This is a genomic window from uncultured Sphingomonas sp. (genome assembly GCF_934560975.1).
Taxonomy (GTDB): Bacteria; Pseudomonadota; Alphaproteobacteria; order Sphingomonadales; family Sphingomonadaceae; genus Sphingomonas_I.
Genome location: NZ_CAKTFO010000008.1, coordinates 59,043 through 83,294, shown reverse-complemented (window position 1 = coordinate 83,294; position 24,252 = coordinate 59,043). Strand labels below are relative to the sequence as shown.

The following is a 24,252-nucleotide window of genomic DNA, read 5'->3' as shown; positions in this document are numbered from 1 at the left end:
AGGCGCAGGCCGGCAGTCGGTCGCAATGTTGGCAATCACCCATTGAGCCTTGCGAAGCGGCGACACGTTGCCGCACATCCGATAAAGGAGATCGGATGAGCTTCAGATCGTTCAGGTACGCGCATCATGCCGATCGTCTCCCCGGTCAGGAACGGGACGTGCTGCCCCTCCGTCGCCGACCGCGTTGCCGCTCCATGCTGTCCCTGGTGCCGCTCGCCGTTATGCTGCTTGTGAGCGCCCCGGTACCGGCGCAAGGCTATGCCACCCGCGATGTGGGCCGCTGGACGGTGTCCGCGAGTAGTGACCAGCAGGGCTGCTTTCTCACCAGGACCTTTCAGGGGCCGGGTGAAACGACGCTGCTGCTCGGGCTGGATGTCGACGGGGACAACCGGCTTACGATCGTCAACGCCAATTGGTCGATCCGGCCACAGGACAAGCTCAGGCTGAACTTCCGTCTGTCCAACGCATCCTTCCCCCGGCACTTCGCCGTGGGGATCGCGGCCAACGACAAGAAGGGCTTCGTTACCAGCTTCGGCGCGTCGTTCCCCGCCACCTTCGCCGCATCCAAATTCCTCCACGTCGCGCGCGATGACGTGCCGGTGGAGGAACTCGGGTTGGAAGGCAGCGGCGCGGCTGTCACGGAGTTACGTAAATGCGTTGCCTTCTACCGGGACGCGCCCGCGACCGCTGGATCGAGGGCGGAGCATGGCAGCCGAATCCCGCTGGATCCCTTCGCCGCTGGCGGGTCGCGAAGGCATAAAAAATGACATCGTGCATATCGCGGTTAAGTCGAAGTTCAGCCTGCCCCCTCGGCATGTCGGCGGATCTGACTATAATGAAATCAAGGCTCTAGCCGGGACTGCTCCAGTGCACGCTCCGCCCTGCGTCAGGCACGGTTGGGCGTTATCCGGATTGCCGCAACGGCCGTCCGCAGGTTCTCTCGCCCGGCTGTATTAACTATTGGAAGATTGCGATGCACCTATCCCTCACCAAGCTTGCCCCTGCGGCTGTTGTCCTCGTCACCGCCATGAGCCTCGGCGGCTGTGCCACGAAATCCTTCGTGCGCGAGCAGATCGCACCGGTGACGCAGCGCGTGGATGCGCTCGAAACGCGGTTGCAGGCGACCGATGGCACCGCCAAGCAGGCGCTGGCTGAGGCGCAGGCGGCATCCGCTCAGACGCAGCAGCATGCGCAGCGGCTCGACCAGATCAACGGCCGCGTCGATGGTGTCGAGCAGCGTCTTCAGGAGCAGGAGCGGCGGGGCAAGCGGCCGCGTCATTGATGCCGCACCCACATCCGTGCCGGTCAAATCGTAAGTAATTGCCGCAGCCGTTCCCACGATCGGGAACGGCTGCTTTTGGAGCGTCCGACTGGATGATCAAGATCGTTCCGGCGCTCGCCGGTTTTGCGCTGCTGACCGGCGGAGCGGCGGCTGCTCCATCTGCAAAGACCCTGCCCAGATCGCGACAGACACCGCCCGTCGTCCTGCCGCTTGCCGACATGGCAATCACGCCCTCGGCGGAGGCGCAGCGCGTTGCCGGGTGGATAGCCTCCGCGCGCGACAATCATGCGCTGCCTTATGCCATCGTGGACAAGCGTACGGCATCGCTCGTCCTTTACGATGCTCATGGTCTGGCCCTGGGCCAGGTGCCCGTGCTGATCGGCATCGCCACCGGAGACGATGCTTCTCCCGGCGTCGGCAGCAAGAAGCTCGGTGAGATCGGTCCCGCCGAAAAGACCACGCCTGCGGGCCGTTTTCTCGCCAAGTTCGGCTACGCTGCCGGGCGGCAAAGGGTGCTGTGGGTCGATTACGCCAACAGCGTCGCGATCCACCCGATTCCGGCCGACGCGGCCAGCGTCGAGAAGCGCCGCGATCGTATGCTCTCGCCGGAAAAGGACGACAACCGCATTACCTTTGGCTGCATCAACGTGCCCGCCGCCTTCTATGGCAAAATCGTGCGTCCGCTTTTCCAGAAGAAGGGGGGCTATGTTTACGTCCTGCCGGACACCAAGGCGCTGGAAGCGGTGTTCCCCCGATTACGCGTGTACGATCTGACCGCCGGCGCGTCGCTGTAGCGTCGGCGCTGCCGCACGCTGCGAGGTGGGACCCGGACAGGGTCAGGTCGTTGTTTGGACAGACCTGACGCGGCCGTGATCCCCTCGTACCGACAACAATCCGATATCGCGGATTGAACGGTATCGAACGCGTCTCGTGGAAGCATCGACCGCTGGCGCCTTCGCGGGCAAATGCCAGCGTGGTGGCACGGCCCATGCCGCTCGCCGTTCCGGTGACGGAGGCTACCCTGCGGGCGAAGGATCTGTCGAAGTCGGCCACCATCCTGCTCCCGCGAGGTCGGGCGCGCTGCCTGGATACTGGACCAGCAAACTTCCGATGGCCGAATGCCTTCATAAGGATGGCCCGCCGTCAGTGCGGGCGCTTCAACCCGGGGGGGGGGCTGACTAATCGACGACGATGAACGGGTCTTTATTGCGGCATCAATCACGGGCCGTGTTGTTCGCTGCCGGCCCGGCACATAGATGCCGGGGTCATGGCCCGCCATCTCCGCAGGCCGGCGAGGCTGCGCGCACCCGGGCGAGCGTGGCCTTCCCTTATGCCTCGACCCGAACGCCTGCGGTCCGACGGCGACAGGGGCAGCACTGCCGATGGCGCCAAGTTCACGATGAATCATGTTCATTGCCTCGTTGAGCTGCACAGGTGGGTCGATCGGCGTATCGGCGCGTTATGATGCCGAGTTGGACCAGTCGCGCGCGCCCGTTTGGGATTGCCGCCAGCCGGAAGAGTAAAAGCAGCTGATGCCTGACCTATCTGAGATTGAATTGTCGCGGCGAGGCATTCTTGCTGGCAGTGCGGCAACGGCGGTGGTGGCGGGGGCCCCGGCCATTGCCGCTCCCGTTTCTTCCCCCGCCGCGGAGGCTTCCCCGATGATGCCGGTACATTTCAAGGTGAATGGCGAGCGGCGCGAGCTGATGCTGGACCCGCGCACCACCTTGCTGGATGCCCTGCGCGAACATCTGCACCTTACCGGCACCAAGAAAGGCTGCGACCACGGCCAGTGCGGCGCGTGCACGGTGATGGTCGACGGCCAGCGGATCAACTCCTGCCTGAGCCTCGCCGTCCAGCACGAAGGCGACGAGATCACCACCATCGAGGGGCTGGGCACGCCGGACAAGCTCCACCCGATGCAGGCGGCGTTCGTGAAGCATGACGGCTACCAGTGTGGCTATTGCACGCCGGGACAGATCTGTTCGGCGGTGGCCGTGCTGGACGAGATCAAGCGCGGGGTGCCGAGCCACGTCCAGGCCGACGTTGCGGCCCGGCCGCAGTTCACTAACATGGAGCTGCGCGAACGGATGAGCGGCAACATCTGCCGCTGCGGCGCGTATTCCAACATTGCCGAGGCGATGGCCGAAGTCGCGGGAGAGCGGGCATGAAGGCTTTCACCTACGAGCGCGCCAAGGATCCGGTCGCCGCGGCGCAGGCCGCGGCCCGGCCCGGCGCCAAGTTCCTGGCGGGCGGCACCAACCTCCTCGACCTGATGAAGATCGAGGTGGAAACGCCGACGCACCTGATCGACGTTCAGGATCTGGGCTTCGACAAGATCGAGAAGACGCGTGACGGCGGTCTGCGCATCGGCGCGCTGGTGAGCAACACCGACCTTGCCGCCGACGCGCGCGTCCGGCGCGATTATGCGGTGCTGACCCGCTCGATCGTGGCGGGCGCGTCCGGGCAGCTTCGCAACAAGGCGTCCACGGCGGGCAACCTGCTCCAACGCACGCGCTGCCCGTATTTCTACGACACCAACATGCCGTGCAACAAGCGCAAGCCCGGTTCGGGCTGCGCCGCCATCGGCGGGGTGTCGCGGCAGCTTGGCGTGATCGGGGTGTCCGACAAGTGCATCGCCACCTTCCCGGGCGACATGGCGGTCGCGATGCGGCTGCTGGACGCGGTGGTGGAAACGGTGGACGCAAGCGGCGGGCGCCGCGCGATCCCGATTGCGGACTTCCACCGCTTGTGGGGCGACCATCCCGAAAAGGACACCAACCTCCATCCCGGCGAGCTCGTGACCGCGGTCACGCTGCCGCGCCCGCTCGGCGGCAAGCATTTCTACGAAAAGGTGCGCGACCGCGCTTCCTATGCCTATGCCCTGGTATCGGTTGCGGCGGTGATCCAGCCGGACGGCACGGGCCGCGTCGCGTTCGGCGGCATGGCCCCCAAGCCGTGGCGGGTCGAAGCCGCCGAAGCGCTGCTGCCGCAGGGTGCGGCCGCCGTCACCGCGCGCGCCTTCCAGGGTGCGACGCCGACCAAGGACAATGCCTTCAAGCTGCCGCTCGCTACCCGCGCGCTGGCGGGCGTGATCGCCGAGAGCAAGGCCTGACCCCATGAAGTTCGAGAACCCCGCCGGCAAGAACCCGATCGACCAGATGAAGGTGGTCGGGCGTGCCCATGACCGCATCGACGGACCGCGCAAGACAACCGGCACCGCGCCCTATGCCTACGAGTTCCACCAGGAGGTGCCGAACGCGGCCTATGGCTATATCGTCGGCGCAAGCATCGCCAAGGGCCGGATCGGCTCGGTCGACCTGGCCGAGGCAGAGGCGGCGCCCGGCGTGCTGGCGATCGTCACCGCCGCCAATGCCGGCAAGCTCGGCAAGGGCAAATACAACACGGTGAAGTTGCTCGCCGGGCCCGACGTCGACCATTACCACCAGGCGATCGCGATCGTGGTCGCCGAAACGTTCGAGCAGGCCCGCGCCGCCGCGGGGCTGGTGCGGGTGCGCTACGACCGCGCACCTGGCCGGTTCGACCTGGCGGAAGCGTTGAAGACCGCGCCGCTGGTGGGCGGCAGCAGCGGGGAGGGCAGCCACTCGCCCGCTATCGACCGCGTCGGCAAGTTCGAGCAGGCGTTCGCCGCTTCCCCGGTGAAGCTCGACCAGCATTACACCACGCCCGACCAGAGCCACATGATGATGGAGCCGTTCGCCTCCATTGCGGCGTGGAACGGCGATGCGCTGCAGGTCTGGACATCCAACCAGATGATCGACTGGGGGCGCGGCGACCTTGCCAAGACGCTCGGCATCCCCAAGGAGAAGATCACCTTGATGTCGCCTTACGTGGGCGGCGGGTTCGGCGGCAAGCTGTTCCTGCGCACTGACGCGGTGATGGCGGCATTGGCGGCAAAGGCCGCCAAGCGGCCGGTCAAGGTGGCGCTGCAACGCCCGCTGATCCCCAACAACACGACACATCGCCCCGCCACGGTGCAGCATGTCCAGATCGGCGCGCTCAAGGACGGCACAATTACCGCGATCGCGCACGACAGCGGCTCGGGCGACCAGCCGGACGGTCAGCCGGAAACCGCCACCAGCCAGACCAAGCTGCTTTATGCGGGCGCAAACCGGAAGATCTCCATGCATCTGGCGGTGCTCGATCTGCCGGAGGGCAATGCCATGCGCGCGCCGGGCGAGGCGCCCGGCATGATGGTGCTGGAAGTGGCGATGGACGAGATGGCCGAAAAGCTCGGCATGGATCCGGTCGCGTTCCGCATCAAGAACGACACGCAGGTTGACCCTGAGAACCCCAAGCGGCGCTTTTCCGAACGCCAGCTGGTGCGCTGCCTGCGCGAGGGTGCGGATCGGTTCGGCTGGGCGAAGCGCAATCCCAGGCCGGGCCAGGTCCGCGACGGGCGCTGGCTGGTCGGGATGGGGCTCGCGGCCGCGTTCCGCAACCACATGAACATGGCGTCCGCCGCGCGCGTCCGGCTGGAGCAGGACGGAAGGGTCGTAGTCGAAACCGACATGACCGACATCGGCACCGGCAGCTACACCATCTTGGCGCAGACCGCGGCCGAGATGATGGGCGTGCCGCTGGAGCTGGTGGAGGTACGGCTCGGCAATTCGTCCTATCCCATATCGGCTGGATCGGGCGGGCAGTTCGGCGCGGCCAACTCCACCGCAGGCGTTTATGCCGCGTGCGTGAAGCTGCGCGAGCAGGTCGCCCAGCGCCTGGGCTTCAACTCCGCCGACACGACCTTCGCGGACGGCCGGGTCACCAGCGGCAATCGCATCGCCCAACTCAGCCAGGCCGCTGCCGCCGGGCCGCTGACGGCCGAGGACAAGATCGAATATGGCGACCTGGAGAAGAGCTGGCAGCTGTCCACCTTCGGCGCGCACTTCGTGGAGGTCCGCGTTGATGCCTATACCGGCGTGACCCGCGTCCAGCGAATGCTGGCGGTATGTGCGGCGGGACGCATCCTCAATCCCAAGTCGGCGCGCAGCCAGGTGATCGGCGCAATGACCATGGGCGTGGGCGGCGCGCTGATGGAGGAGTTGCAGGTGGACAAGCGCTTCGGCTTGTTCGTCAACCACGACCTCGCGCTCTACGAAGTGCCGGTCCATGCCGACATTCCCCATCAGGAGGTCGTGTTCCTGGACGAAGCCGACCCGCTCGCCAACCCGATGAAGGCCAAGGGCGTCGGCGAACTCGGCCTGTGCGGCGTCGGCGCAGCGGTGGCAAACGCCGTTTACAACGCTACCGGCGTCCGCATCCGCGAATATCCCCTCACCCTCGACAAACACCTGCACGACCTGCCGGCCGTCGCCTGACGCGTTCCGCCGGCGCCTTCGACGTCGGGTACGGGGTCGCGCTGGCCGCGACCCCGTGCGCGTCGCCGTTCCCGTCTAGGCCAGGAGGCAGGAGGAAGCGTTCACGACCGACATCACGCGCCAAGCCGATCAGAAGCCCAACGATGGCCTGTCGCCAACTTCACCGGAAAGGCCACCGTCACCATGCTGTTCCAGCGTGACGAGCCGTCGCGGGCGTCGGGCGCGCGCGTCCATTTCGAGCCGGGTGCCCGCACCGCCTGGCACACCCATCCGCTTGGCCAGACGCCGATCGGCCCTGCCGTTCATGCACTGAGGGATTGAGCGACGGTTAGGGGCACTGGGATCGCCCGGGTTGCGGCCGGGCGCTGCGTAGCGCAGGACTACCTCCCAGGCCAACCAGCCGCTCCGACCTTGCTGATCTTACCTACTTCCTGTCCATCGCCCGTCATCGCAGCTTCCAGCTGGCCGGGCTGGAACTGGGCGTCAGCGCCTCCGCACTCAGCCACGCGCTGAAAGGGCTGGAGGCCAGGCGGGGTGTCCGGCTGATCAATCGCACCAACCGCAGCGTCACCCTGACCGCCGCCGGCGAGGAACTGCGCGATGCGATATCCGATCCGTTCGGCGCGATCGACCAGGCCGTGGAGAGGCTCAACCGCTACCGTGATGCGCCGACCGGGCGTGTCCGTCTCAACGTCGTTGCCGAAGCGGCATCGCTGCTGCTCGCCCCGGTGCTGCCGACCTTTGCCGAACGCTATCCCGATATCGAGATCGACATTGCGGCGCATGACCGTATGATCGACGTGATCGGCAATGGCTATGACGCCGGCATCCGCCACGGCGGCACCGTTCCCGAGGACATGATTGCGCAGCGGCTTTCGGCGGACCTGCGCTGGGTGGTGGCGGCGGCGCCAGGCTATCTCGAACAGTTCGGCACGCCCGAGCGGCCGGAGGACCTGCAACACCACCATTGTCTGGGCGTGCGGCTTGGCGACGGCCGCATCTACCGCTGGGAATTTGACGGGCCGGAGGGCGAGATCGCCATCGCCGTGCCGAGCAAGGTCGTCGTCGACGAAGGGCGCGCGATGCTGGCGATGGCGCGCGAGGGAGTGGGGCTGATGTACGGTCTGGAGACGACCTTTGCCCGCTATGTCGAACGTGGCGAACTGCGCCTGGTACTGGAGAAGTGGGCAGCTATCGGTCCCGGTTACCACATCTATTATTCCAGTCGGCGTCAGGTTCCGGCCGGATTGCGCCTGCTGATCGACCTGATCCGTGAGCTTCGTCCCCTGGGATTGTAGAGCGCCCATGTCGGGCCGGTCCGCGTTGCGCTGAAGCTCGGGGGCTAGCTCTCGTGCGTCAGCCTTGGGCGTCGCCTTGCTCGTTTGGGTTGATGATCCGCTGGTCCGGCAACCCAAGGTCCGCGATGAACCGGTTCCACAGATCGACCGGCAGCGCGCCACCCGTCGCCTGACCATGCCCGTTGCCGTAGCGTGAATCCGCGCCGTCCGGGCGGTGTTCCGCCAGAAAGGCGATCAGGTCGCGGCCGGTTGCCGAACGGGCCGCGAAATGGACCCAGCCGGGGCGGTAGCCGCTGTTGGCGGCGATCACGACCTTGTCCTTCAGCCTGCCGCGCCATCGCTGGGCGATCAGCGGATGGATCTGGCACGGCGAGTGGAACAGGATCACGGCGACGTCGCCCGCCACGCGTGGCGCAACGCGCTTGGCAGCCTCCACCGCCTGGCGCACCTCCGCCTTGGCGTCCGCCAGCGCATGGGCGTCGGCGTCGTCGCCCTTGGTGATGGCCTTGGGACCATCCGCCGCCAGCAGCAGGCGCAAAGCGGGTGAGGGATCGGCCGCCGCCGTGCGGCGCGGCGCGTTGACGAGCGATGTGGCGTCGCGCAACGCCGTCTTGCCCCAACGCGCCTGCGCCTCCGCAAGTTCTGGAAAAGCGGCTTCGTCGGCCATGTCGCCGATCAGGCCAAGCGCGGCGAGCCATTGCAGGTGGGACACGTCGCCAACGGCGGCGGCCGCCCACCAGGCGATCAGCGCGCTGGTCGGCTCCGGTTCCAGGCCGTTGCCGCTCAACGTGATTGCGCCTGCCGGGATGCCGGTGGGGCAGTGATGGTCCACGATCAGCGTCGGCAATCCGGCGACGATCGGCTCGGCACGGGTGCCGAGGTCGGCCGCGATCAGGCCCGCCGGGTTCAACGCGGCGATGCGCGCGCCGACCGTCCCGTCCCATGGCGTCTCGCCCTTGCCGATGACCAGCGGCACCGCTTCACGGCCGCCCGCATGGAGCGCGCGGATGAGGATCGCGGCGGCAGCCAGACCGTCGGCATCGAAGTGCGAGAACACCACGATCGGCCCGTCCGCGCCGCATTGTTCAAGAAACTGCGTGAACCCCGCACTGGCGGCACGTCGCGGGTCGGACAGGTGGTGTAGCAGACCGATCATGCGCCTAGAACCCCTCGCCACCGCCGGGGTTCATGGCCTGCCATCCTTGCCGCGTTCTTACCTTCAAGGTTCCTGATGGGCCAGAAGGTTCCAGGTTTCTGGTGCGACCATCTTTTCGCTCGCGCCTCGGCAAGGTGCGGGCGGTCAGCTTGGGCGATCATGTCGTCTTTGAGGCCTGCGGCGGGCGACATCCGCCGCAAGGCCGTGCGCTGGAGACGTGTCAGCTTGGGGATGGAAGCGCGCTCACCGTCCGCATTGCGGCGAGTGCGCGTTCCCGTGCTTCGCGGTGGCCGATGATCGGCGCGGGGTAACCTGCCGGTGCGGCATCAGCCTGATGGGGATCGTGGATGACGTCGTCGTCGAGGTCCCGCAGTTCGGGAACCCAGCGGCGGATATACTCGGCGGCCTCGAACTTCTCCGATTGCGACAAGGGCGCCATGATGCGGAAAAAGGGGGCGGCATCGATCCCAGTGCCTGCTACCCACTGCCAATTGGTGCTGTTGTTGCCGTAATCGGCATCGACCAGACAGTCCCAAAACCATGCCTCGCCGCGTCGCCAGTCGAGCAGCAGATGCTTGATAAGGAAACTGGCCGTCAGCATTCGCACCCGATTGTGCATCCAGCCCGTATGCCACAGCTGCCGCATGCCCGCGTCCACGATCGGGTATCCCGTCTGCCCCCTGGTCCATGCCCGGAAGTCCGCATCGGCCGCCGGCCCTGTGCGCCACGGCAGGGCCTCCATCTTGAGCAGGCCGGACGTGTCGGCATAAGCGGGCAACTGGATGATGAGATTGGAGGTGAAGTCGCGCCAGGCGAGTTCGCGCAGGAACGGTTCCGCGCCATCCCCGTCCGCAACCGCGTGCCACACCGCTGCCGGAGAGATCTCGCCCATATGGAGGTGCGGCGACAGTCGTGAACTGCCGTTCGTCGAGGGCAGATTGCGATCGTGCTTGTAGGTCACGACCATGTCCGAAAAGGCGTGCAGAGCGGCGGCGGCACCATCCTCGCCGGGTTGCCAATCCTTGAAGCCGCCAGCCCAATCGGGTTTGTCCGGCAGCAGCGTCCAACTGTCCAGCCCGTCGCCCTCCGGCGGGTGCGGCGCGCCGACGACCTTGCCAGGCACCGCCCGGGGCCTGTCGGGTGGCATCTTGGCGCTCAACGCCTTCCAAAATGGTGCAAACACCCGAAATTGCGTGCCGGCCCCTGTGCGGACCGCGTCGGGATCGATCAGCAGGTAGCCGGGGTGGCAAACCAGATCCAGCTGCCTGGCCAGCGCAGCCTCCGCATCGCGCCACCAGGGCTCGTAATGCGAGAGGCAGTGGACCCGTGCGGCCCCAACCTCCGCGGCAACCCTGGCGACCTGCTCGACGGCATTGCCGCGGCGGAGCACCAAAGGCACGCCAAGCGCCGCCAGGCTCGTGCCCAGGCTCTGCAGCGAATGGTGCAGCCACCAACGCTGCGCGCCACCGATCCGCCAATCGCCCGGCGCGTCATCGTCCAGCACGTAGAGGGCAACCACGGGCCCGTCCGCCGCCGCAGCCGCGAACGCCGCCTGGTCGGCCAAGCGAAGATCCTGTCGAAACCAAACGATTGAGGGTGTGTCGGCCATGAACCGACAATGCACGGCGGGCGCTTTTTGCAGCAAGCGACCGCAACGACTTTTGCTGGCGGTCCATCGGGCAAGGCGCGCGGGAGAGCAGGCTGGGGAGTTCGCCGCACCACTTCGTTGGGTGCCGCGCCTGTAACCAGACCGGCGATCGGCACCGGTAGGGGAGTGCGATCAGGTCGTCGCCGCGACCGGGCTCTGCGCATCCTCCCGCTCGGGAACAAGGCGGTCGAGCAATCCCACCACCGCGCCTGTGAAGGGCAGCAGAGCGAGCGCGCCGGCGACGTTGAACAGGACATGGGCGTTGGCGATGCGTTGGCCGACATCGCCCGCTGTCGCTGCGCCGAATGCGGCCAGCCATCCGATCAGGAGGATGCCGATCGCCACCGACGCGATGTTGAACAGGAGGTGGAAGATGCCGGCCTTCACCGCCGCGCGCGATCGCCCGGCCGTCGCCACCAGCGTGTCGGCGCAGGTGCCGATTTCCGCGCCCAGCATGATGGCGATCCCGGCCGGCAGCGTGATCAGCCCGCCGCCCGCAAGCGTGATCACGATGCCCATCATCGCCGAGGAGGACTGGATGGCGATCGTCGCCAACGCGCCGGCCGCCACGCCGAGCAGCGGGGATTCCAGCTGCTTCAGCCAGTCGATCACCGCCGGCTGTTGCTGCAGCGGTTCGGCGGCGGTGCCGATGATGTTGAGGCCGAACAGCACCAGACCGAGGCCGAGCAGGATGGTGGCCCAGCGCCGGGCGCGGTCGGAACGGGCAAGCGCCTTCCACAGCAGGCCGCCTGCAATCGCCACCGGAGCAAAGGTGTCCACGTTCCAGGCGAACAGCTGGCTGGAAAAGGTGGTGCCGATATTGGCGCCGAGGATCACCGGCAGCGCCTTGGCGAACGGCACCAACCCGGCATCCACGACCGTGATCAGGAGGATGATCACCACAGAGGAGGAGTCGAGCAGGATCGTCGCCACGGTGCCGCTGCCGAGCGCGGCGATACGGTTGGCGGAAGAGTGCGCGAGGAGCTTCTGGAAGCGCCCGCCCTGCGCCTGTTTCAGCGCGGTTGCGAGCAGGTCGACGCCGTACAGGAACAGCGCCAGGCCTCCCACCATGCCCATCGCCAGTTCCAGCCAGTCGATCGCATGGTGGTCCGCGCCCGCCTGGCCGATGGCGGGCCAGGCCGCCAGCAACAGCCCGGCGCCCCCCAACCAGCCCAGGCCCGGCCGGCCGAAGCGCCGACCCGGCAAAGATCGCGTCGCGTCCATGATGTCGCATGGCACATTCGTGTGACGTGGCGAAGACGCCACGCGGTTCGCCGGCATCCGCATCGCGGACGCACTACCAGGACCGTCGCCGCACGTGTGCGGCCGCCGGCTAGTCGCCCGACAGTTTCCGCGCCGCGATCACGCTCCACCGGCTGCACGCGCGCACCTGCCTCACCCGCCACCGGCAACCGGTCAGGCGCAGGAAGCGGTCCTGTATGCCGCGCGCATGCTGTGCAAAATCGTAGAAGTCGATCCGGTGGTGCGCCAGCACCAGCCGGCCGCCGGGGCGCAGCACCCCGGCCACGTCGGACGCCACCCGCGCCATGTCGTCGGCGGAAAGGTAATAGAGCAACTCCGCCACCACCACGGCATCGTAGCGCGACCGCGGCAGCCGCGACGGCACTGCCAGCCGGATCGCCCGTGCGCGTGGGCAATCCCGGACCGCGCGCGCGGTCAGGCGCGTCCCCTCGGCCGTGCCCTCTGTGGCATCAAGGCGTAGCGCGCGGCGGGCGATCGCCTGGCTGTTGGAGCCGTTGCCGCTGGCGAGCTCCAGGACTCGCCCGATTGGACCGGGGCCCAAAGCGTGCAGGATCGCCGCGCGCTTCACCGCTTCGTCGCGGCTGGTGAACGTCGCCCAAGGATCGTCGCTGCCGGCGAACTTGTTGGCAAAGCCGCTGAGGGCGATCGCCTTCACCGTGGCACCTCCACATAGGTTTCGATGGGATGCGCGAACGCGGCCAGCTCGTGGCGGGCAATGGAGAAGCCGGTGGGATCGTCACGGATCACACCCATCTGCGTGCGGTGCAGCCGGATCAGCGATCGTTTGGTCGCATGGCCGCCGCGCATCGCCACCGTCCGGCCCCGCGCGCTTGCGGCGGATCGCGGCGGCCAGACCTGATAGTGCAGTCGCCTCGCTTTGCCGGACACGCCGTGCAAGGCCGCCGCTACCGCGCGGTGATCCGGGTGTGCGTCGCTATCGGCCGGTCCGACGATCAGGTCCAGCCGACGCCGCATCGCCACCGCCCGCCGCAGGGTGTGCCGGCATCGCACGGCCTGTTGCGGCAGGGCGCCGTCGGGCAGGCCGAGAAAGGTGACCGCGTCCGCCATGATCGCCAGGCGGCGCAAGGCGCGCAGGCTTTCCCTCCGCCGCGCCGCCACCAGCCGCCTGGCAGGCCAGCGCAGGCTGGCCGGGTGCGACGCGGCCCCGTCGCTGACCACCACCACCGCCACGCGCGTGCCCTGCCGTTTCAGCGCACGGATCAGCGCCGCCGCGCCGATGATCTCGTCATCCGGATGGGGCGCCACGATCAACGCCTGCCGTACCTTCCCGATCCGCAGCCTCACAGCGACGGGGCCAGCGCGCCGTCCTTGACCGCGCGGCCGACCCGCAGCCGCTGGGCATCGGGTGCCGGCTGCCGCAGATATACGGCCAGGTCGGCAAGCATGGCCGAGAGCGGATGGTCCAGGAAGTGGCCGGCCAGCCCCACCGCCTGTTGCGCGACGGCCAGGGCGCGCTCGGCCGCGTCGGCCACGGTCAGGCGCGCCGCCGCGACCCTCGCCAGCCGCTCCTCGCCATCCGTTGCGAACCACGCGACGGCCGTATGGCGAACCACCGCCGCGGCGGCATCGGCCAGCCCGAACAATTGGGCCAGACGCGCCTGCTGGAACGGATCGTCGGCGCGACCGGTGGCGACCAGATGGTCGCGCGTGCGGTCGCACAGTCCGGCGACACCCCCGGCGTGCACTGCGACGAAGCGCAACGCACCACCGCTGAAGAACGGCTCGCGCGCGTAAACGTTCGGTTCGCCGATCCTGGCGGCATCATGGATCCGGGCATCGGACCAGCGCACCTGATGCGTCTCCGATCGCTGCATGCCGGTCGTCCGCCACCAGTCGCGATCGATCGCGGGCGGGGTGTCCGCAAGGTCGAGCAGCAGCAATTGACTGCCGCCATCACCCTCCGCCGTCACCAGCGCATGGGACAGCACGCCCGCGCCCGACGCATAGCTCTTGCCGCCGCGCAGACCGTCCGGTCCGATCAGCAGCGGCTCGCCGGGTAGCGCGGCATTCCATACGCCCAGCATCGCGCCACCGCATACCGCTTGTTGCAGCCGCGCGATCTGCGCGGCCGTGCCGTAACGCTGCACGATCTGCACGGCGTCCACATGCCCTTCCAGCAGGCGGCCGAGCGGCAGATCGCGCCGGCCGGTCTCATACAGCGGGGTCAGGATCGCCAGGTTTTCCGCCGCTTCGCGCGGGTCACGCGGCAGGTCGCGATCCCATCCGGTGGCCGCGATGGCGTCGCGCAGGGCAGCAGCCATGGTCATGCCGCCACCTCGCACAGATCCGCTTCCAGCATCGCCAGCGCGTCCTCCGCCACCACCAGGGTCACGCTGCCGCAATGATCCGGCGAGGCCGGCACGATCCGCATCGCGAAGGCTTCGTCATTGGGGCAGTCCCGCGCCACGCCCAGCACATGGTCGGCCGTCAGCCCCAGCCGATCGCCCAGGCGGATGCGGACATCCGGGTCGTGGATCGTCGAAAAGGCCTGCCGCGCGGCAGCCTGCGCCCGCCACTGCCACGCCACCGCATGGGGGTGGGAGACCAAAGGTGCCGTGCCCATGTCGAGCGCGAGCAGGGCGCTTGCCAAGCCATGTACCGCGCGCCCGACGCGGCGAGAAGATGTTTCCACCAGCATCGCGCCATCCTTGCGCACGCGAAAGCCCGCCCGCGCGGCATCGTCCACCAGCGCGGCATCCTCACCCGACGGCAACGGCCTGAACCCGCCGAGCGCGCGATAGGCGGCGGCGCGAACGGCCAGATTGGCGCCGCCGGTGAAGTGATGCGTGTCCCGCGCCTCCCACGGCACCGGATCGACCAGCCGGCGCAAGGCGTGCAGCCGGTCATAATAATGCTCGATCCGGGACTGGGTCGGGTCGCCTGCCGCATGACGGCGGACGATCCGGCCGGCCGCCACATCGGCTTTGTCCAGCGCGGCGATCCCCGCCTGGATCCAGTCGGCACGCGGGCGGCTGTCGGCGTCGGTGGTGAACAGCAGGCCTGGACGATCGCACAGGACCCGCAGCCCTATCGCCATGGCGGACCGCCGGGCCGCGCCCGCATTGGCGCCGTCATGGCGGCGTCCGGCTTCCACCACGAGCGGGAAGGGCAGGGTGGGCGACGCACGCCGCAGCACGGCCTCGCTATCGTCTTCGCACCCATCCAGATAGACGCATATCGTCATGTCGGCGGGATCGGCGACAAGATCGGACAAAGCGTCAAGCAAGGCAGGCAATGCCTGTTCCTCGTTCCGGGCGGGAACGCAGACGGTGATCGGTAAGGCGTCAGGCAGGGCTGATCTCCGGATATGCCAGGCACTTGGCCCTGCATCGTCGCAAGGTCTGTATGCGCAGTCCGCCATCCTGTCTAACGTATGTTGCAGCGGTCCCGGACTGAGCTATCGGCGGCCTAGGCAGCGGCGGGCGGGGGGCTGTCCGCCTGTTACAGCGTCAGCCTGACCCCACCACGCAGCCGGCGATCCGCCGGGATCGGCGAGCCGGCGGCACTGGCCATGCCTGCGATATTCTCACCTGCGACGAACAGCTCCAACGCGGGCGAGAGGCGGTATCCGGCGCGGGCATCAAACGCCACCGCGTCGCCCACCGGATAGAGCAGCAGCTGCGGCGCCCTGGAAAAGGCGAATTGCCGCGTGCGCGACGTGTAATGGGCGACACCCGTCACCGACCAGCGTCCGCCGTCATAGCCCAGCTCCACATTCGCCTTGTGCTGCGGCGTGGTGGAACGTGGCGACAAGGCGAAGGGGATGGGCAAGGCGGATCCCGCCAGATCGCCGTGAGTCCGCGTCCAGGTGTAATTGACATCCCACAACCATGCGCCCAACGCCCCGCTGGCCGACAGTTCCGCGCCATAGGCCGCATAATCGCCCACGGTCGCGAAGCGGGCGACCAGCACCGGCGACGGGGTCGCGAACAGCTCCAGATTGTTCTGCAGGCCGTCGCCGGGCGACGCGATCGCATCGCTGGTATGATTGTAGAACGCGGTTGCCTCGATGCGGCTGCTACCCAGGTCATAGGAATAGCTCGCCTCGGCGCTCCAGACGCGGACCGGCTGGATGGCGGGCGAACCGGCCACAAAGATCGGCAGCCTGCTGGGAGCGGCGATCGGCAGGCGGAAGCCGTAATTCACCAGCGACGGCAGCTGGAACCCGCGGCCGCCGTTCAACCGGAACTGGCCCTTTTCACCGGTCTGGATCAGCAGGGCCGCGTTGAAGCTGGCGCGGGTGAAAGCGCGATCGAACTCGTCGGCTACGCTGAAGGCGGGCTGGATGACCCGTCCCGACGTGCGCAGCCACAGGCGGTCGATGCGCGCCGCCGCCGTCAGCGACACGGCGGCGCTCGCGTGCAGCTCCAGCATCGCATCCGTCGCCACCAACCGGTAGGCGATGGTGTCTGCAAACTGCGCATCGCCGCGCAGCCGGTTATCGCGAACCTCCACGCCGAGCCGCAGCGTATTGGCACTGTTCAGGCGATACAGGCCCGACGCCTTCGCCACGGCGATGCGGTTGCGGATGTGCGCCGCCGTCGCGGGCTCGCCCGTGGTGCCGTCGATGCCGTAGTCGGCGTTTAGCCAGTTCACGTAGCCGTTGAAGGACAGGCCGCCCCAGCTGGTATCCTGGGTAAGCGCCGCGTTGACGTTGCCGCTGGTGTAATGCTGGTTGGACAGCAGCTGACTGGGCAGATATTCCATTTGCCGGTTGGTTGCATAGCCGCCGCCCAGCGATGCCTCCACGGTATCGAACGTGCCGTTCACCTGACCGGACAGCTGGTCGCTTTCCACGTCGTAGATCAGGTTGGGCGTGAGGAGGTAATCCGGGATGCGGCGCTCGTCCTGGCGCAGGCGGCCGGCGGTGACCTTCAGGCCCACATTGTGCGTCAGCGGCACGCCCACGGTTCCGGCGACCTGGCCAAAGCCGTGATTGCCGGCGGAGGCGGACGCACTCGCCGTGGCAGTGTCGCCGACCTTGCGCGTGATGATGTTGACCACGCCGCTGGCCGCGTTGAACCCGAACAATGCGCTGGCCGGCCCGCGCACCAGCTCGATCTGTTGTATCTCCTCCAGCTGGACGCCGAGCAGGTTCCAGTCGGTCATGCCATAATGGTCCAGATAGACCTGACGTCCATCGACCAGCACAAGCAGGCGCGCATTGTAGGTTTGAACGCCGCCGCGAACCGCCACGTCGCTTTGCCCGGCGGTCCAGCGGTTCACGTCGATACCGGCATAGGTCTTCAACAGGCCCGGCACGTCCCGCGCGGGCGAACGGACGATCTGGTCGTGCGTGATGATGATCGTCGATGCCGGTGTTTCGGACTGACGCTGCGGCTTGCCGGACACGCTGATGGTGACCGGTTCGCCCATGGTCTGTTGGAGCGCATCATAGTCCATGCGCTGGGCAAGGGCGGGCACGGCAAGGACAAGCAGGCCACAAACCGGAAGCAAACGCAGGAAATCACAAGAACGCACGCTCATAGTTCCTTGACAAGCATCAGAAAGGCCGAACTGAAGCGGATGCCGCTTCGTCTTGCGGCCAGTTTGTTCACGGTGATCTCCGTGCGGCGGGTATTGCTGATGCCCACCACGCAGCGACCGGAGGTCACGCACGCGCTGTCGGCCGATATGGTGAGGATGGATTCCGCGGCTGCGGCGGCGGCGATCGCGTCATGGTGGGCGCGCAACCCCGTGGTGACGAACGCCGCCCGCACGCCGTTCAGCTGCTCCAGGTTCCACACGGGAACGCGTCGGATACGCAGCCTCGCACGGCCGATCGCCAGACCGCGCGGCAGCGCCTCTTCGACGTCGGACGCTTCGGTTTCGGACGCGGCGTTGCCGGGCTGATACAGCACCGCGATCGGCACGATTCCTGTCGGCGGCGGCTGGATGAACGAGATGACGCGCGCCGCCACCGGCACGTTGAGGGTCGCCGGCAAGGCCGGTGTGGTCGGCCAGACCGACATCATGGCGAGGGCGGTGCCCACAGAAAGAGTTCGACGCTTCACGATGGTTCCGGTCGGTTGCCGCGCTGGCGTTAGTCGGCCGACGTAAGCAAGGGGTTAAAGGGGTGGATGGCGAGGGTGCAGATCGGCGGACGGTGCCGTTCCTGCCGAAGGAAGCCGGCTATGCCGCCTGGCTGTCGGCATTTCCGATCAGCCTTCGCACCTCCTCGAAGGCGGTGGGCTTGCCGAAGAAATAGCCCTGGCCCTGGGTGCATCCCCGTCGCGCCAGCAGGGTCGCGGTGCTGGCATCCTCGATGCCTTCCGCCGTCACCTTCATCTCGAAGCTCCGCGCCAGGCCGATAATGGCTTCCACCAGCTTCTGGCTTTCGGCGCTGTTGTGAAGCGTGCTGACGAAGCTCTGGTCGATCTTGATCTTGTCGAACTTCAACCGGCGCAGGTTGGAAAGGCTGGAATAGCCGGTGCCGAAATCATCCAGCGCGATCGACAGGCCGCTGTTGCGGAACGTGGTGATCACGCGCTCGGCGGACACCACGTCATCCATGATGGCGTCTTCGGTGATCTCGATCTCGATACGGGTCGGATCGATCCCTTCGGCATGGATGATGTCGATCAGGGATTCGGCGAGACCCGGCTCCTCCAACTGCATCGGCGAAATGTTGATCGCCAGCCGCAGATTGTCCGGCAGGTGGCGCGCATCGATGCATGCCTGACGAAGCAGCAGCTTGGTGATGGCCGTGATCTGCCCGGTGGACTCCGCGAGCTTGACGAAGGAAGCCGGGCCCAACAGACCCAACCGAGGGTGCTGCCAGCGGGCCAGGATCTCGAAGCCGCACAATTCGCTGTCGGCAAAACGGACGATCGGCTGGTAGAAGGGGCGGATCTCACCCAGGCTGATGCCGATGCGCAGTTCCTCTTCCAGCCGGCGCCGTTCCAGCCGCTCCGCCTCCATCGCCGGGGTGAACAGACAGACGCTGCCCTTTCTGTTCCGCTTGGCATGATACATGGCGATATCGGCGGCATGGAGCAGCGCGTCGGCAAGGCTGCCATCCGCCGGAAAGCGTGAAATCCCGATGCTGGCGCCCACCAGGATGTTGTTCCCGCGCCATGTCACGGGATCGTGCAGCGATCGGCCGGCGTCGGCCGCCAGCGAGGTGATGGTGTCGGCCTGATTGCTCGACCGCAGCAGGACCGCGAACTCATCCCCACCCAGCCGCGCGATCACGTTGCCATGCCCGAACAGGCTGCGCAGGCGATCGGCCACGGTCTTCAGGACGGCGTCGCCCGCCGCATGCCCGTGAACGTCATTGGCTTCCTTGAAGCCGTCCAGGTCGATCAGGAAGATCGCCAGGCCGCTGCGATCGGAGCCGGCTGCCTCAATTGCGTCCGACAATTCGGTCCCGAACACGCGACGATTGGCCAGGCCGGTCAGCACGTCGGTTCGCGCCAGGATCAATGCCTCGCGCTCCGCCTCGCTGCGCCGCAATATCTCTTGGCGAAGCTGAATGCCTCGCTGCGACGCCAAAGCGAGCCATAGATAGGACAGGAAGGCCACGATCAAAACCGCAACGGCGACAAACGCCACCAAAAGGCGGGTGCGCCAGGCGGCGTCGTCGGCATGACGATGCGCATCCTTGATGCCCGCCGCCGCAATGTCCTTGACCTCGTGCAGCACGCGGTCCGCATTTTCCCGGAACGGCCGCAGCATCGCGACGCTGGTGGCGAAGTCCAGTTCCAGCATGGAGGACACGACTTCAACGGCGTCGTTATACTTGTTGATTTCCGACACGACCTGCGCCGTCCGATGCTGGTCGGCAGGGGACAGGAGGCGCTCGTCCGCATGCAGATCCTCGGCGATACGGGTCAGCTTCCTCCTAATTCGTCGGACGCGTTCAGCCACGGTCAGGGAACGGCCGTTGGCCGCTTCGTCCACCATCAGGCGGTACAGGCTGCCGTCCTCATGATCGAAGCGGGCGGCGATCTCGCTCAGTTCCACCGCGGTCTGCATGTCCCGATTCACGATCGAGCTGTTCGCATGCTGGACGTAGATCAACGTGCCCAGACAAAGGCTGACGGAGAATACCAGCAGGACGATGATGATCTTGGGTGCGGCAAACAGCTTCAGCCAGCGCGGCGTGGACCGGAACAGCTGGATCGCGGGCGATCCTGCGCCGGTCAGCACGGCATCGCCGTCGGTGTCCGCCTGCGGCGCGGCCGGCGGCGGAGCCTGGAGACGCTCATGCATCGTCTGCGCGCGCGCGGTATCACCTCCTGCCTTCCAGGATAGTAAACGGTTGATAATGCGTTGCGAGCGAAGCGGGGGCACCGGTTGCCCGTAACTACAGTCACTTAACCGATTGCTAAACGGCTCTGATCAAAGCAACCGATATGGAGCGGGACCATGCAGGGTAGTGCGCGGTTCCTAGGCTCGCGGGGCAACCGGACGCGCCTGTCGCAACGGATGCGCAATCATGGGAACATCGGAACGCGGGACGCTTACTGCCTGCGGGTGAACGGCGAACCGGCCGGGCGCCCAGCCAGGAGAACGAGCATGGCCGAGGACACTCTGAAGCAGATCGTTGCGCAGGGATTGAGCGCGATGAAGGCCGGGAGCGATGTCGCTGCCCGGGCGACGGATGAAATCAACGACGACGCCAGCCATCCTGACCTCAAGGCGGCGCTTGAGGAGGGCAATCGCACCTCCCAACAATGGGCCGATCGGATCGACCGCGCCATGTCGCAGGCCGGCAACGGTCAGCGGGGCGACAATCCCGTGCTGGACGCGCATTACGAAGTCAGCCGGCGCATCCGCAACGAGGCTCCGGACGCAAGTTCGCGTGACCTGGGGATCATTGCCAGCGGCCAGCTTGCGCTGCATTACTGGATCGCGGCGTTCGGAACGATGGCCAGCTACCTCAACTCGCTGGGGTTCGGGGATGCCGGGCGCGAGATGAAGACGTCAGCCGACGAAGCCAAGCAGGCGGATGAACGGCTGACCCAACTCGCCGGAACATTGCTGCAGGACTGACCGGCGGGGAGCGGCCGGTTCCAGTCGCTCCCACCCGCTGCCGGGTCGCCACGCACCCATGGCAAGGAGACGGACGTGACCAAGAGCATCGAGATCGGCGATCACGTGAAGTGGGACACGCCCCAGGGCGAAACGTCGGGCAAGGTCGTAAAGAAGGAAACCGGGACCACCAAGGCGGGCGGGCACACCGCCAAGGCGACCAAGGATGATCCGCAGTTCCGGGCCAAGAGCGACAAGTCGGGCAAGGAAGCGGTGCACAAGCCCGACGAACTGCGCAAAGGCTGAAGCCCGTACCGGTGGGCGTGGTGGGCAGCACGGCGTAGGCCAGAGGCGGCGAGGCCGGCGTCGTAGCGCAGCGAGGGTCACTCCCGCTACAAGCCCGGCCTGCATTGCATCACCATTCGATCCCGATCTTGCCGAAATGCCTACCACTCGTCTCATAGCGGAAGGCGTCGGCCAGTTGCTCCAGGGGGAAGCGGCGATCCACGACCGGGCGGATGCCGCTGCTGTCCAGTGCGCGCACGAAATCCTGCTGCTCGCGCCGGCTGCCGACGATCAGGCCCTGTAAGCGCGCCTGCTTTGCCATCAGCGCGGCGGTCGGCACCTCGCCCGCGGCACCGGTGAGCACGCCGATCAGGGAGATGTGCCCGCCGACGCGCACCGCCTCGATCGACTGGGCGAGCGTGCCCGGCCCGCCGACCTCGACGACATGGTGGACACCGCGGCCGCCCGTCCAGTCGCGGATCGTCTTTCCCCACTGCTGCTGCTCGCGATAGTTGACGCAGAAGTCGGCGCCGAGATCCTGCGCCCGCTCCAGCTTTTCGCCAGACGAGGAGGTGATCGCGACGGTCGCGCCCATCAGCTTGGCGATCTGCAGCGCCCAGATCGACACGCCGCCCGTGCCGAGCAACAGCACCGTGTCTCCCGCCTTGAGCCTGCCGTCCACGATCAGCGCCCGCCAGGCGGTGAGCCCCGCGGTGGTGATCGTCGCCGCCTCCACCGCGTCATAGGCTGCCGGCGAGTGGGTAAAGGCGGTGGCGGGCAGGACCACATGTTCCTGCGCGAAGCCGTCAATGCCGTCGCCCGGGGTACGCCGGAAGTCGCCCACGGTGGGCGTGCCGTCCTGCCAGTCCGGGAAGAAGCAGGACACCACGTTGTCACCCGCCTGGAACTCGGTCACGCCGTCACCGACCGCATCGACCACGCCTGCGCCGTCAGCTAGCGGGACGCGGCCATCTGCGCTCGGCATGCGCCCCGTCGCGACGCCCAGATCATGGAAGTTGAGCGAGCTGCCGTGCAGCGCCACCCGGATCTCGCCCGCGCCGGGGACGCCCGGATCGGGTCTGTCTGCCAAGGTCAGCCGGTCCAACCCTGCTGCGGACTGCAACACCATCGCCTTCATGCTCGAACTCCGTGGCTTAACCCCGGCTCAACGAAGGATCAGCGTTCGCTTTCCCTGCCTTTTGGGGTCGCCGTCACATGCGGCAGGCTGCTTGGTAGTTGTTCGACGAACCGCCACCATGCCAAAAGGATCTCAAACCGGGCCGAAGATGCTCGCGACACAGGAGGATGCCGTGGTGAGACGTATGGGAATTGTTTCCGGGTTCGCTCTGGGGATCATGCTGGCAGCCGTTCCCGTCCAGGCTCAGGCGCCGGCGGCACCGACGGCCAAGCCCGCCCTCTCCACCAACCCCCTGGGCGAGCAGACCCATGTCGACGCACCCTTGGGAGAGGTGCGGCGCTTTCCCGGCGACGGGACGGGCGCCTTCGCCACAGGGCGCCACCGCAACCTGTTCGCCGAGCAGCTCGGCAAGTCGGAGCAGGACACGCGCGCCAAGATCGAGGCGGCGTTTCAACGCTTCTTCCACGGCGACGGCCAGGAGGAGACGGTGTATTTCGAGACCGGGGTGAACGCCGACGGTCCGCTCGCCTACATCACCGACTGGGCCAACAACGACGCGCGGTCCGAAGGCATGAGCTACGGCATGATGATCGCCGTCCAGCTGAACAAGAAGCGCGAATTCGATGCGCTGTGGAATTGGTCCAAGACCCATATGCAGGTGACGGACCCCGCCAATCCCTCCTTCGGCTATTTCGCCTGGTCGATGAGCACGGATGGCCGCCCACGTTCGGTCGGCGCGGCGCCCGACGGTGAGGAATATTATGCCATGGCGCTGTATTTCGCCGCGAACCGATGGGGCAACGGCCAGGGCATCTACGATTACAAGGCGGAAGCCGACAAGATCCTGACCGGAATGCGTCACCGCGCGGTGATGACGGGCACGCCGCCGTTCCGCATCCATCCCGGCGACGCGCCGTTGATCCCGCCTTCCATGCCGTGGCCAAGCCCCAACAACCGCACCGCGGCGGCGGAGGCGGCCGCCAAGGGCACGCCGTGGCCACCCGCCTGGTACGGCATGGTCCGCCAGAACGCGCCGGTGACGGTCGGGCCGATGGTGGAGGAAAGCCACGCCATGATCCGGTTCGTGCCGGAAACCAGCATCAACACCACCGACGCTTCCTATCACCTGCCGCACTTCTATGAATTGTGGGCGCGGTGGGGGCCGGAGCAGGACCGTGCCTTCTGGAGCAAGGCGGCGGACGTCAGCCGCGACCTGCTGGTGAAGGTGGTGGGGCCCAATACCGCCTTGTCGCCCGAACGCAGCCATTTCGATGGATCGCGCATCACCGGCCGCGACGGCAAGCCGGTCGAGTTCGGCTATGACAGCTGGCGGACGGTGAGCAACTGGTCGGTCGACTGGGCCTGGTTCGGCAAGGATGCGCGGCAGCGGACTTTGAGCGACCGCAACCAGCATTTCCTGTTCGGCCAGGGCATCAAGAGCTTTCCCGACCAATATACGCTGGACGGCAAGCCGCTGTCCCGGCGCCATTCGCCCGGCATGGTCGCGGCGGCGGCGGTTGGGGGCTTCGCGGCCGCGCCCGGACCTGTGTCCAGGGCGTTCCTGCAGGAGTTATGGGACATGCCCTTGCCGACCGGCGAGCAGCGTTATTTCGACGGCATGCTCTACCTGATGAGCATGATGCATCTCGGCGGCGAGTTCCGCATCATCCAATCAAACACTGCCCGGCGGCCGGCGTCGTAAAGGGCCGGGGCCTTGGGGCGGGCAGCGGAACAATAGCCGGTCCGCCCGATGCCGGCTTCCTCGTTCAATGGGGCAGGCAGGGCCGAAGGGACGCTGCCGCAGTTTGATCCTTTCCGCCGGTTCCGATCGGAACCGGCGGTGCAA

General features: G+C 67.1%; 22 protein-coding genes and 1 pseudogene. 12 read left to right on the top strand and 11 right to left on the bottom strand.

Translation table 11 applies throughout. The features are described 5' to 3' along the window. Positions 1–95 precede the first annotated feature (95 nt). The 9 genes and pseudogenes from Q0D93_RS07790 to Q0D93_RS07750 all read left to right on the top strand — a co-directional run bounded on the left by Q0D93_RS07790 (position 96) and on the right by Q0D93_RS07750 (position 7,919). Positions 96–767: a hypothetical protein gene (locus Q0D93_RS07790; RefSeq protein ID WP_294392643.1), complete on the top strand. Its 672-nt coding sequence runs from the start codon at positions 96–98 to the stop codon at positions 765–767. A 206-nt stretch (positions 768–973) separates the two neighbouring features. Then, positions 974–1,282, top strand: coding sequence for a hypothetical protein (locus tag Q0D93_RS07785; protein ID WP_294392642.1), 309 nt, complete (start codon positions 974–976; stop codon positions 1,280–1,282). A 92-nt stretch (positions 1,283–1,374) separates the two neighbouring features. Beyond that, positions 1,375–2,076 carry a hypothetical protein gene (locus tag Q0D93_RS07780; RefSeq protein ID WP_294392641.1) on the top strand — a complete coding sequence of 234 codons (702 nt, stop codon included), beginning with the start codon at positions 1,375–1,377 and terminating at the stop codon, positions 2,074–2,076. Between the two features lie 738 nt (positions 2,077–2,814). After that, positions 2,815–3,453: an aldehyde dehydrogenase iron-sulfur subunit PaoA gene (gene paoA / locus Q0D93_RS07775; protein ID WP_294392640.1), complete on the top strand. Its 639-nt coding sequence runs from the start codon at positions 2,815–2,817 to the stop codon at positions 3,451–3,453. Beyond that, positions 3,450–4,397 carry a xanthine dehydrogenase family protein subunit M gene (locus tag Q0D93_RS07770; RefSeq protein ID WP_294392639.1) on the top strand — a complete coding sequence of 316 codons (948 nt, stop codon included), beginning with the start codon at positions 3,450–3,452 and terminating at the stop codon, positions 4,395–4,397. The genes paoA and Q0D93_RS07770 overlap by 4 nt, the downstream gene beginning before the upstream one ends. Positions 4,398–4,401: 4 nt before the next feature. After that, positions 4,402–6,621, top strand: coding sequence for an aldehyde oxidoreductase molybdenum-binding subunit PaoC (gene paoC / locus Q0D93_RS07765; RefSeq protein WP_294392638.1), 2,220 nt, complete (start codon positions 4,402–4,404; stop codon positions 6,619–6,621). Between the two features lie 183 nt (positions 6,622–6,804). Further along, positions 6,805–6,942 (top strand): hypothetical protein, encoded by a 138-nt coding sequence (locus Q0D93_RS14870; protein ID WP_366510263.1) that lies wholly within the window; start codon positions 6,805–6,807, stop codon positions 6,940–6,942. A gap of 44 nt (positions 6,943–6,986) precedes the next feature. After that, a pseudogene (locus Q0D93_RS07755) lies at positions 6,987–7,199 on the top strand (LysR family transcriptional regulator); the annotation flags it as partial. Between the two features lie 60 nt (positions 7,200–7,259). Next, positions 7,260–7,919, top strand: a complete 660-nt coding sequence (locus Q0D93_RS07750; RefSeq protein WP_294392637.1) for a LysR substrate-binding domain-containing protein — start codon at positions 7,260–7,262, stop codon at positions 7,917–7,919. 58 nt (positions 7,920–7,977) lie between these two features. On the opposite strand, the gene Q0D93_RS07745 is transcribed toward Q0D93_RS07750, so the two are convergent. From Q0D93_RS07745 to Q0D93_RS07700, 10 genes are all read right to left on the bottom strand, one after another. Continuing rightward, positions 7,978–9,075 carry a phosphoesterase gene (locus Q0D93_RS07745; RefSeq protein ID WP_294392636.1) on the bottom strand — a complete coding sequence of 366 codons (1,098 nt, stop codon included), beginning with the start codon at positions 9,073–9,075 and terminating at the stop codon, positions 7,978–7,980. A 220-nt stretch (positions 9,076–9,295) separates the two neighbouring features. Continuing rightward, positions 9,296–10,684: a deoxyribodipyrimidine photo-lyase gene (locus Q0D93_RS07740; protein ID WP_294392635.1), complete on the bottom strand. Its 1,389-nt coding sequence runs from the start codon at positions 10,682–10,684 to the stop codon at positions 9,296–9,298. A gap of 171 nt (positions 10,685–10,855) precedes the next feature. Further along, positions 10,856–11,947, bottom strand: coding sequence for a Na/Pi symporter (locus Q0D93_RS07735; protein ID WP_294392633.1), 1,092 nt, complete (start codon positions 11,945–11,947; stop codon positions 10,856–10,858). 109 nt (positions 11,948–12,056) lie between these two features. Beyond that, the gene (locus tag Q0D93_RS07730; RefSeq protein WP_294392631.1) at positions 12,057–12,641 is read right to left on the bottom strand and encodes a methyltransferase domain-containing protein; all 585 of its coding nucleotides are present in this window, start codon (positions 12,639–12,641) and stop codon (positions 12,057–12,059) included. Continuing rightward, positions 12,638–13,252 carry a PIG-L family deacetylase gene (locus Q0D93_RS07725; RefSeq protein WP_294392630.1) on the bottom strand — a complete coding sequence of 205 codons (615 nt, stop codon included), beginning with the start codon at positions 13,250–13,252 and terminating at the stop codon, positions 12,638–12,640. Before Q0D93_RS07725 ends, Q0D93_RS07730 begins: the two co-directional genes overlap by 4 nt. Positions 13,253–13,287: 35 nt before the next feature. Beyond that, positions 13,288–14,274, bottom strand: coding sequence for an acyl-CoA dehydrogenase (locus Q0D93_RS07720; protein ID WP_294392628.1), 987 nt, complete (start codon positions 14,272–14,274; stop codon positions 13,288–13,290). Further along, the gene (locus Q0D93_RS07715) at positions 14,271–15,368 is read right to left on the bottom strand and encodes a glycosyltransferase (RefSeq protein ID WP_294392626.1); all 1,098 of its coding nucleotides are present in this window, start codon (positions 15,366–15,368) and stop codon (positions 14,271–14,273) included. Before Q0D93_RS07715 ends, Q0D93_RS07720 begins: the two co-directional genes overlap by 4 nt. 80 nt (positions 15,369–15,448) lie before the next feature. Beyond that, positions 15,449–17,431 (bottom strand): TonB-dependent receptor, encoded by a 1,983-nt coding sequence (locus tag Q0D93_RS07710; RefSeq protein ID WP_294392624.1) that lies wholly within the window; start codon positions 17,429–17,431, stop codon positions 15,449–15,451. A gap of 59 nt (positions 17,432–17,490) precedes the next feature. Further along, entirely contained in the window at positions 17,491–18,000 is a 510-nt protein-coding gene (locus tag Q0D93_RS07705) for a YfiR/HmsC family protein (RefSeq protein ID WP_294392622.1), read from the bottom strand. A gap of 139 nt (positions 18,001–18,139) precedes the next feature. Beyond that, positions 18,140–20,221: an EAL domain-containing protein gene (locus tag Q0D93_RS07700; protein ID WP_294392620.1), complete on the bottom strand. Its 2,082-nt coding sequence runs from the start codon at positions 20,219–20,221 to the stop codon at positions 18,140–18,142. 306 nt (positions 20,222–20,527) lie between these two features. On the opposite strand from Q0D93_RS07700, the gene Q0D93_RS07695 reads away from it, so the two are divergent. Further along, positions 20,528–21,004, top strand: a complete 477-nt coding sequence (locus Q0D93_RS07695) for a DUF892 family protein (protein ID WP_294392618.1) — start codon at positions 20,528–20,530, stop codon at positions 21,002–21,004. Between the two features lie 75 nt (positions 21,005–21,079). After that, the gene (locus tag Q0D93_RS07690; protein ID WP_294392616.1) at positions 21,080–21,289 is read left to right on the top strand and encodes a DUF2945 domain-containing protein; all 210 of its coding nucleotides are present in this window, start codon (positions 21,080–21,082) and stop codon (positions 21,287–21,289) included. Between the two features lie 109 nt (positions 21,290–21,398). Here the strand turns inward: Q0D93_RS07690 and Q0D93_RS07685 are convergent, their stop codons facing one another. Beyond that, the gene (locus Q0D93_RS07685; protein WP_294392615.1) at positions 21,399–22,406 is read right to left on the bottom strand and encodes an NAD(P)-dependent alcohol dehydrogenase; all 1,008 of its coding nucleotides are present in this window, start codon (positions 22,404–22,406) and stop codon (positions 21,399–21,401) included. 184 nt (positions 22,407–22,590) lie between these two features. Between Q0D93_RS07685 and Q0D93_RS07680 the strand changes: the two genes are divergently transcribed. Continuing rightward, positions 22,591–24,108, top strand: a complete 1,518-nt coding sequence (locus tag Q0D93_RS07680; protein WP_294392660.1) for a glycosyl hydrolase family 8 — start codon at positions 22,591–22,593, stop codon at positions 24,106–24,108. The last annotated feature ends 144 nt before the right edge of the window (positions 24,109–24,252 follow it).

Excerpts from the sequence above, each read along its gene's own strand:
- Q0D93_RS07790 (WP_294392643.1), top strand. The coding sequence starts at position 96 with ATGAGCTTCAGATCGTTCAGGTACGCGCATCATGCCGATCGTCTCCCC.
- Q0D93_RS07785 (WP_294392642.1), top strand. The coding sequence starts at position 974 with ATGCACCTATCCCTCACCAAGCTTGCCCCTGCGGCTGTTGTCCTCGTC.
- Q0D93_RS07780 (WP_294392641.1), top strand. The coding sequence starts at position 1,375 with ATGATCAAGATCGTTCCGGCGCTCGCCGGTTTTGCGCTGCTGACCGGC.
- paoA (WP_294392640.1), top strand. The coding sequence starts at position 2,815 with ATGCCTGACCTATCTGAGATTGAATTGTCGCGGCGAGGCATTCTTGCT.
- Q0D93_RS07770 (WP_294392639.1), top strand. The coding sequence starts at position 3,450 with ATGAAGGCTTTCACCTACGAGCGCGCCAAGGATCCGGTCGCCGCGGCG.
- paoC (WP_294392638.1), top strand. The coding sequence starts at position 4,402 with ATGAAGTTCGAGAACCCCGCCGGCAAGAACCCGATCGACCAGATGAAG.
- Q0D93_RS14870 (WP_366510263.1), top strand. The coding sequence starts at position 6,805 with ATGCTGTTCCAGCGTGACGAGCCGTCGCGGGCGTCGGGCGCGCGCGTC.
- Q0D93_RS07745 (WP_294392636.1), bottom strand. The coding sequence starts at position 9,075 with ATGATCGGTCTGCTACACCACCTGTCCGACCCGCGACGTGCCGCCAGT.
- Q0D93_RS07740 (WP_294392635.1), bottom strand. The coding sequence starts at position 10,684 with ATGGCCGACACACCCTCAATCGTTTGGTTTCGACAGGATCTTCGCTTG.
- Q0D93_RS07735 (WP_294392633.1), bottom strand. The coding sequence starts at position 11,947 with ATGGACGCGACGCGATCTTTGCCGGGTCGGCGCTTCGGCCGGCCGGGC.
- Q0D93_RS07720 (WP_294392628.1), bottom strand. The coding sequence starts at position 14,274 with ATGACCATGGCTGCTGCCCTGCGCGACGCCATCGCGGCCACCGGATGG.
- Q0D93_RS07715 (WP_294392626.1), bottom strand. The coding sequence starts at position 15,368 with ATGGCGGACTGCGCATACAGACCTTGCGACGATGCAGGGCCAAGTGCC.
- Q0D93_RS07700 (WP_294392620.1), bottom strand. The coding sequence starts at position 20,221 with ATGCATGAGCGTCTCCAGGCTCCGCCGCCGGCCGCGCCGCAGGCGGAC.
- Q0D93_RS07695 (WP_294392618.1), top strand. The coding sequence starts at position 20,528 with ATGGCCGAGGACACTCTGAAGCAGATCGTTGCGCAGGGATTGAGCGCG.
- Q0D93_RS07685 (WP_294392615.1), bottom strand. The coding sequence starts at position 22,406 with ATGAAGGCGATGGTGTTGCAGTCCGCAGCAGGGTTGGACCGGCTGACC.
- Q0D93_RS07680 (WP_294392660.1), top strand. The coding sequence starts at position 22,591 with ATGGGAATTGTTTCCGGGTTCGCTCTGGGGATCATGCTGGCAGCCGTT.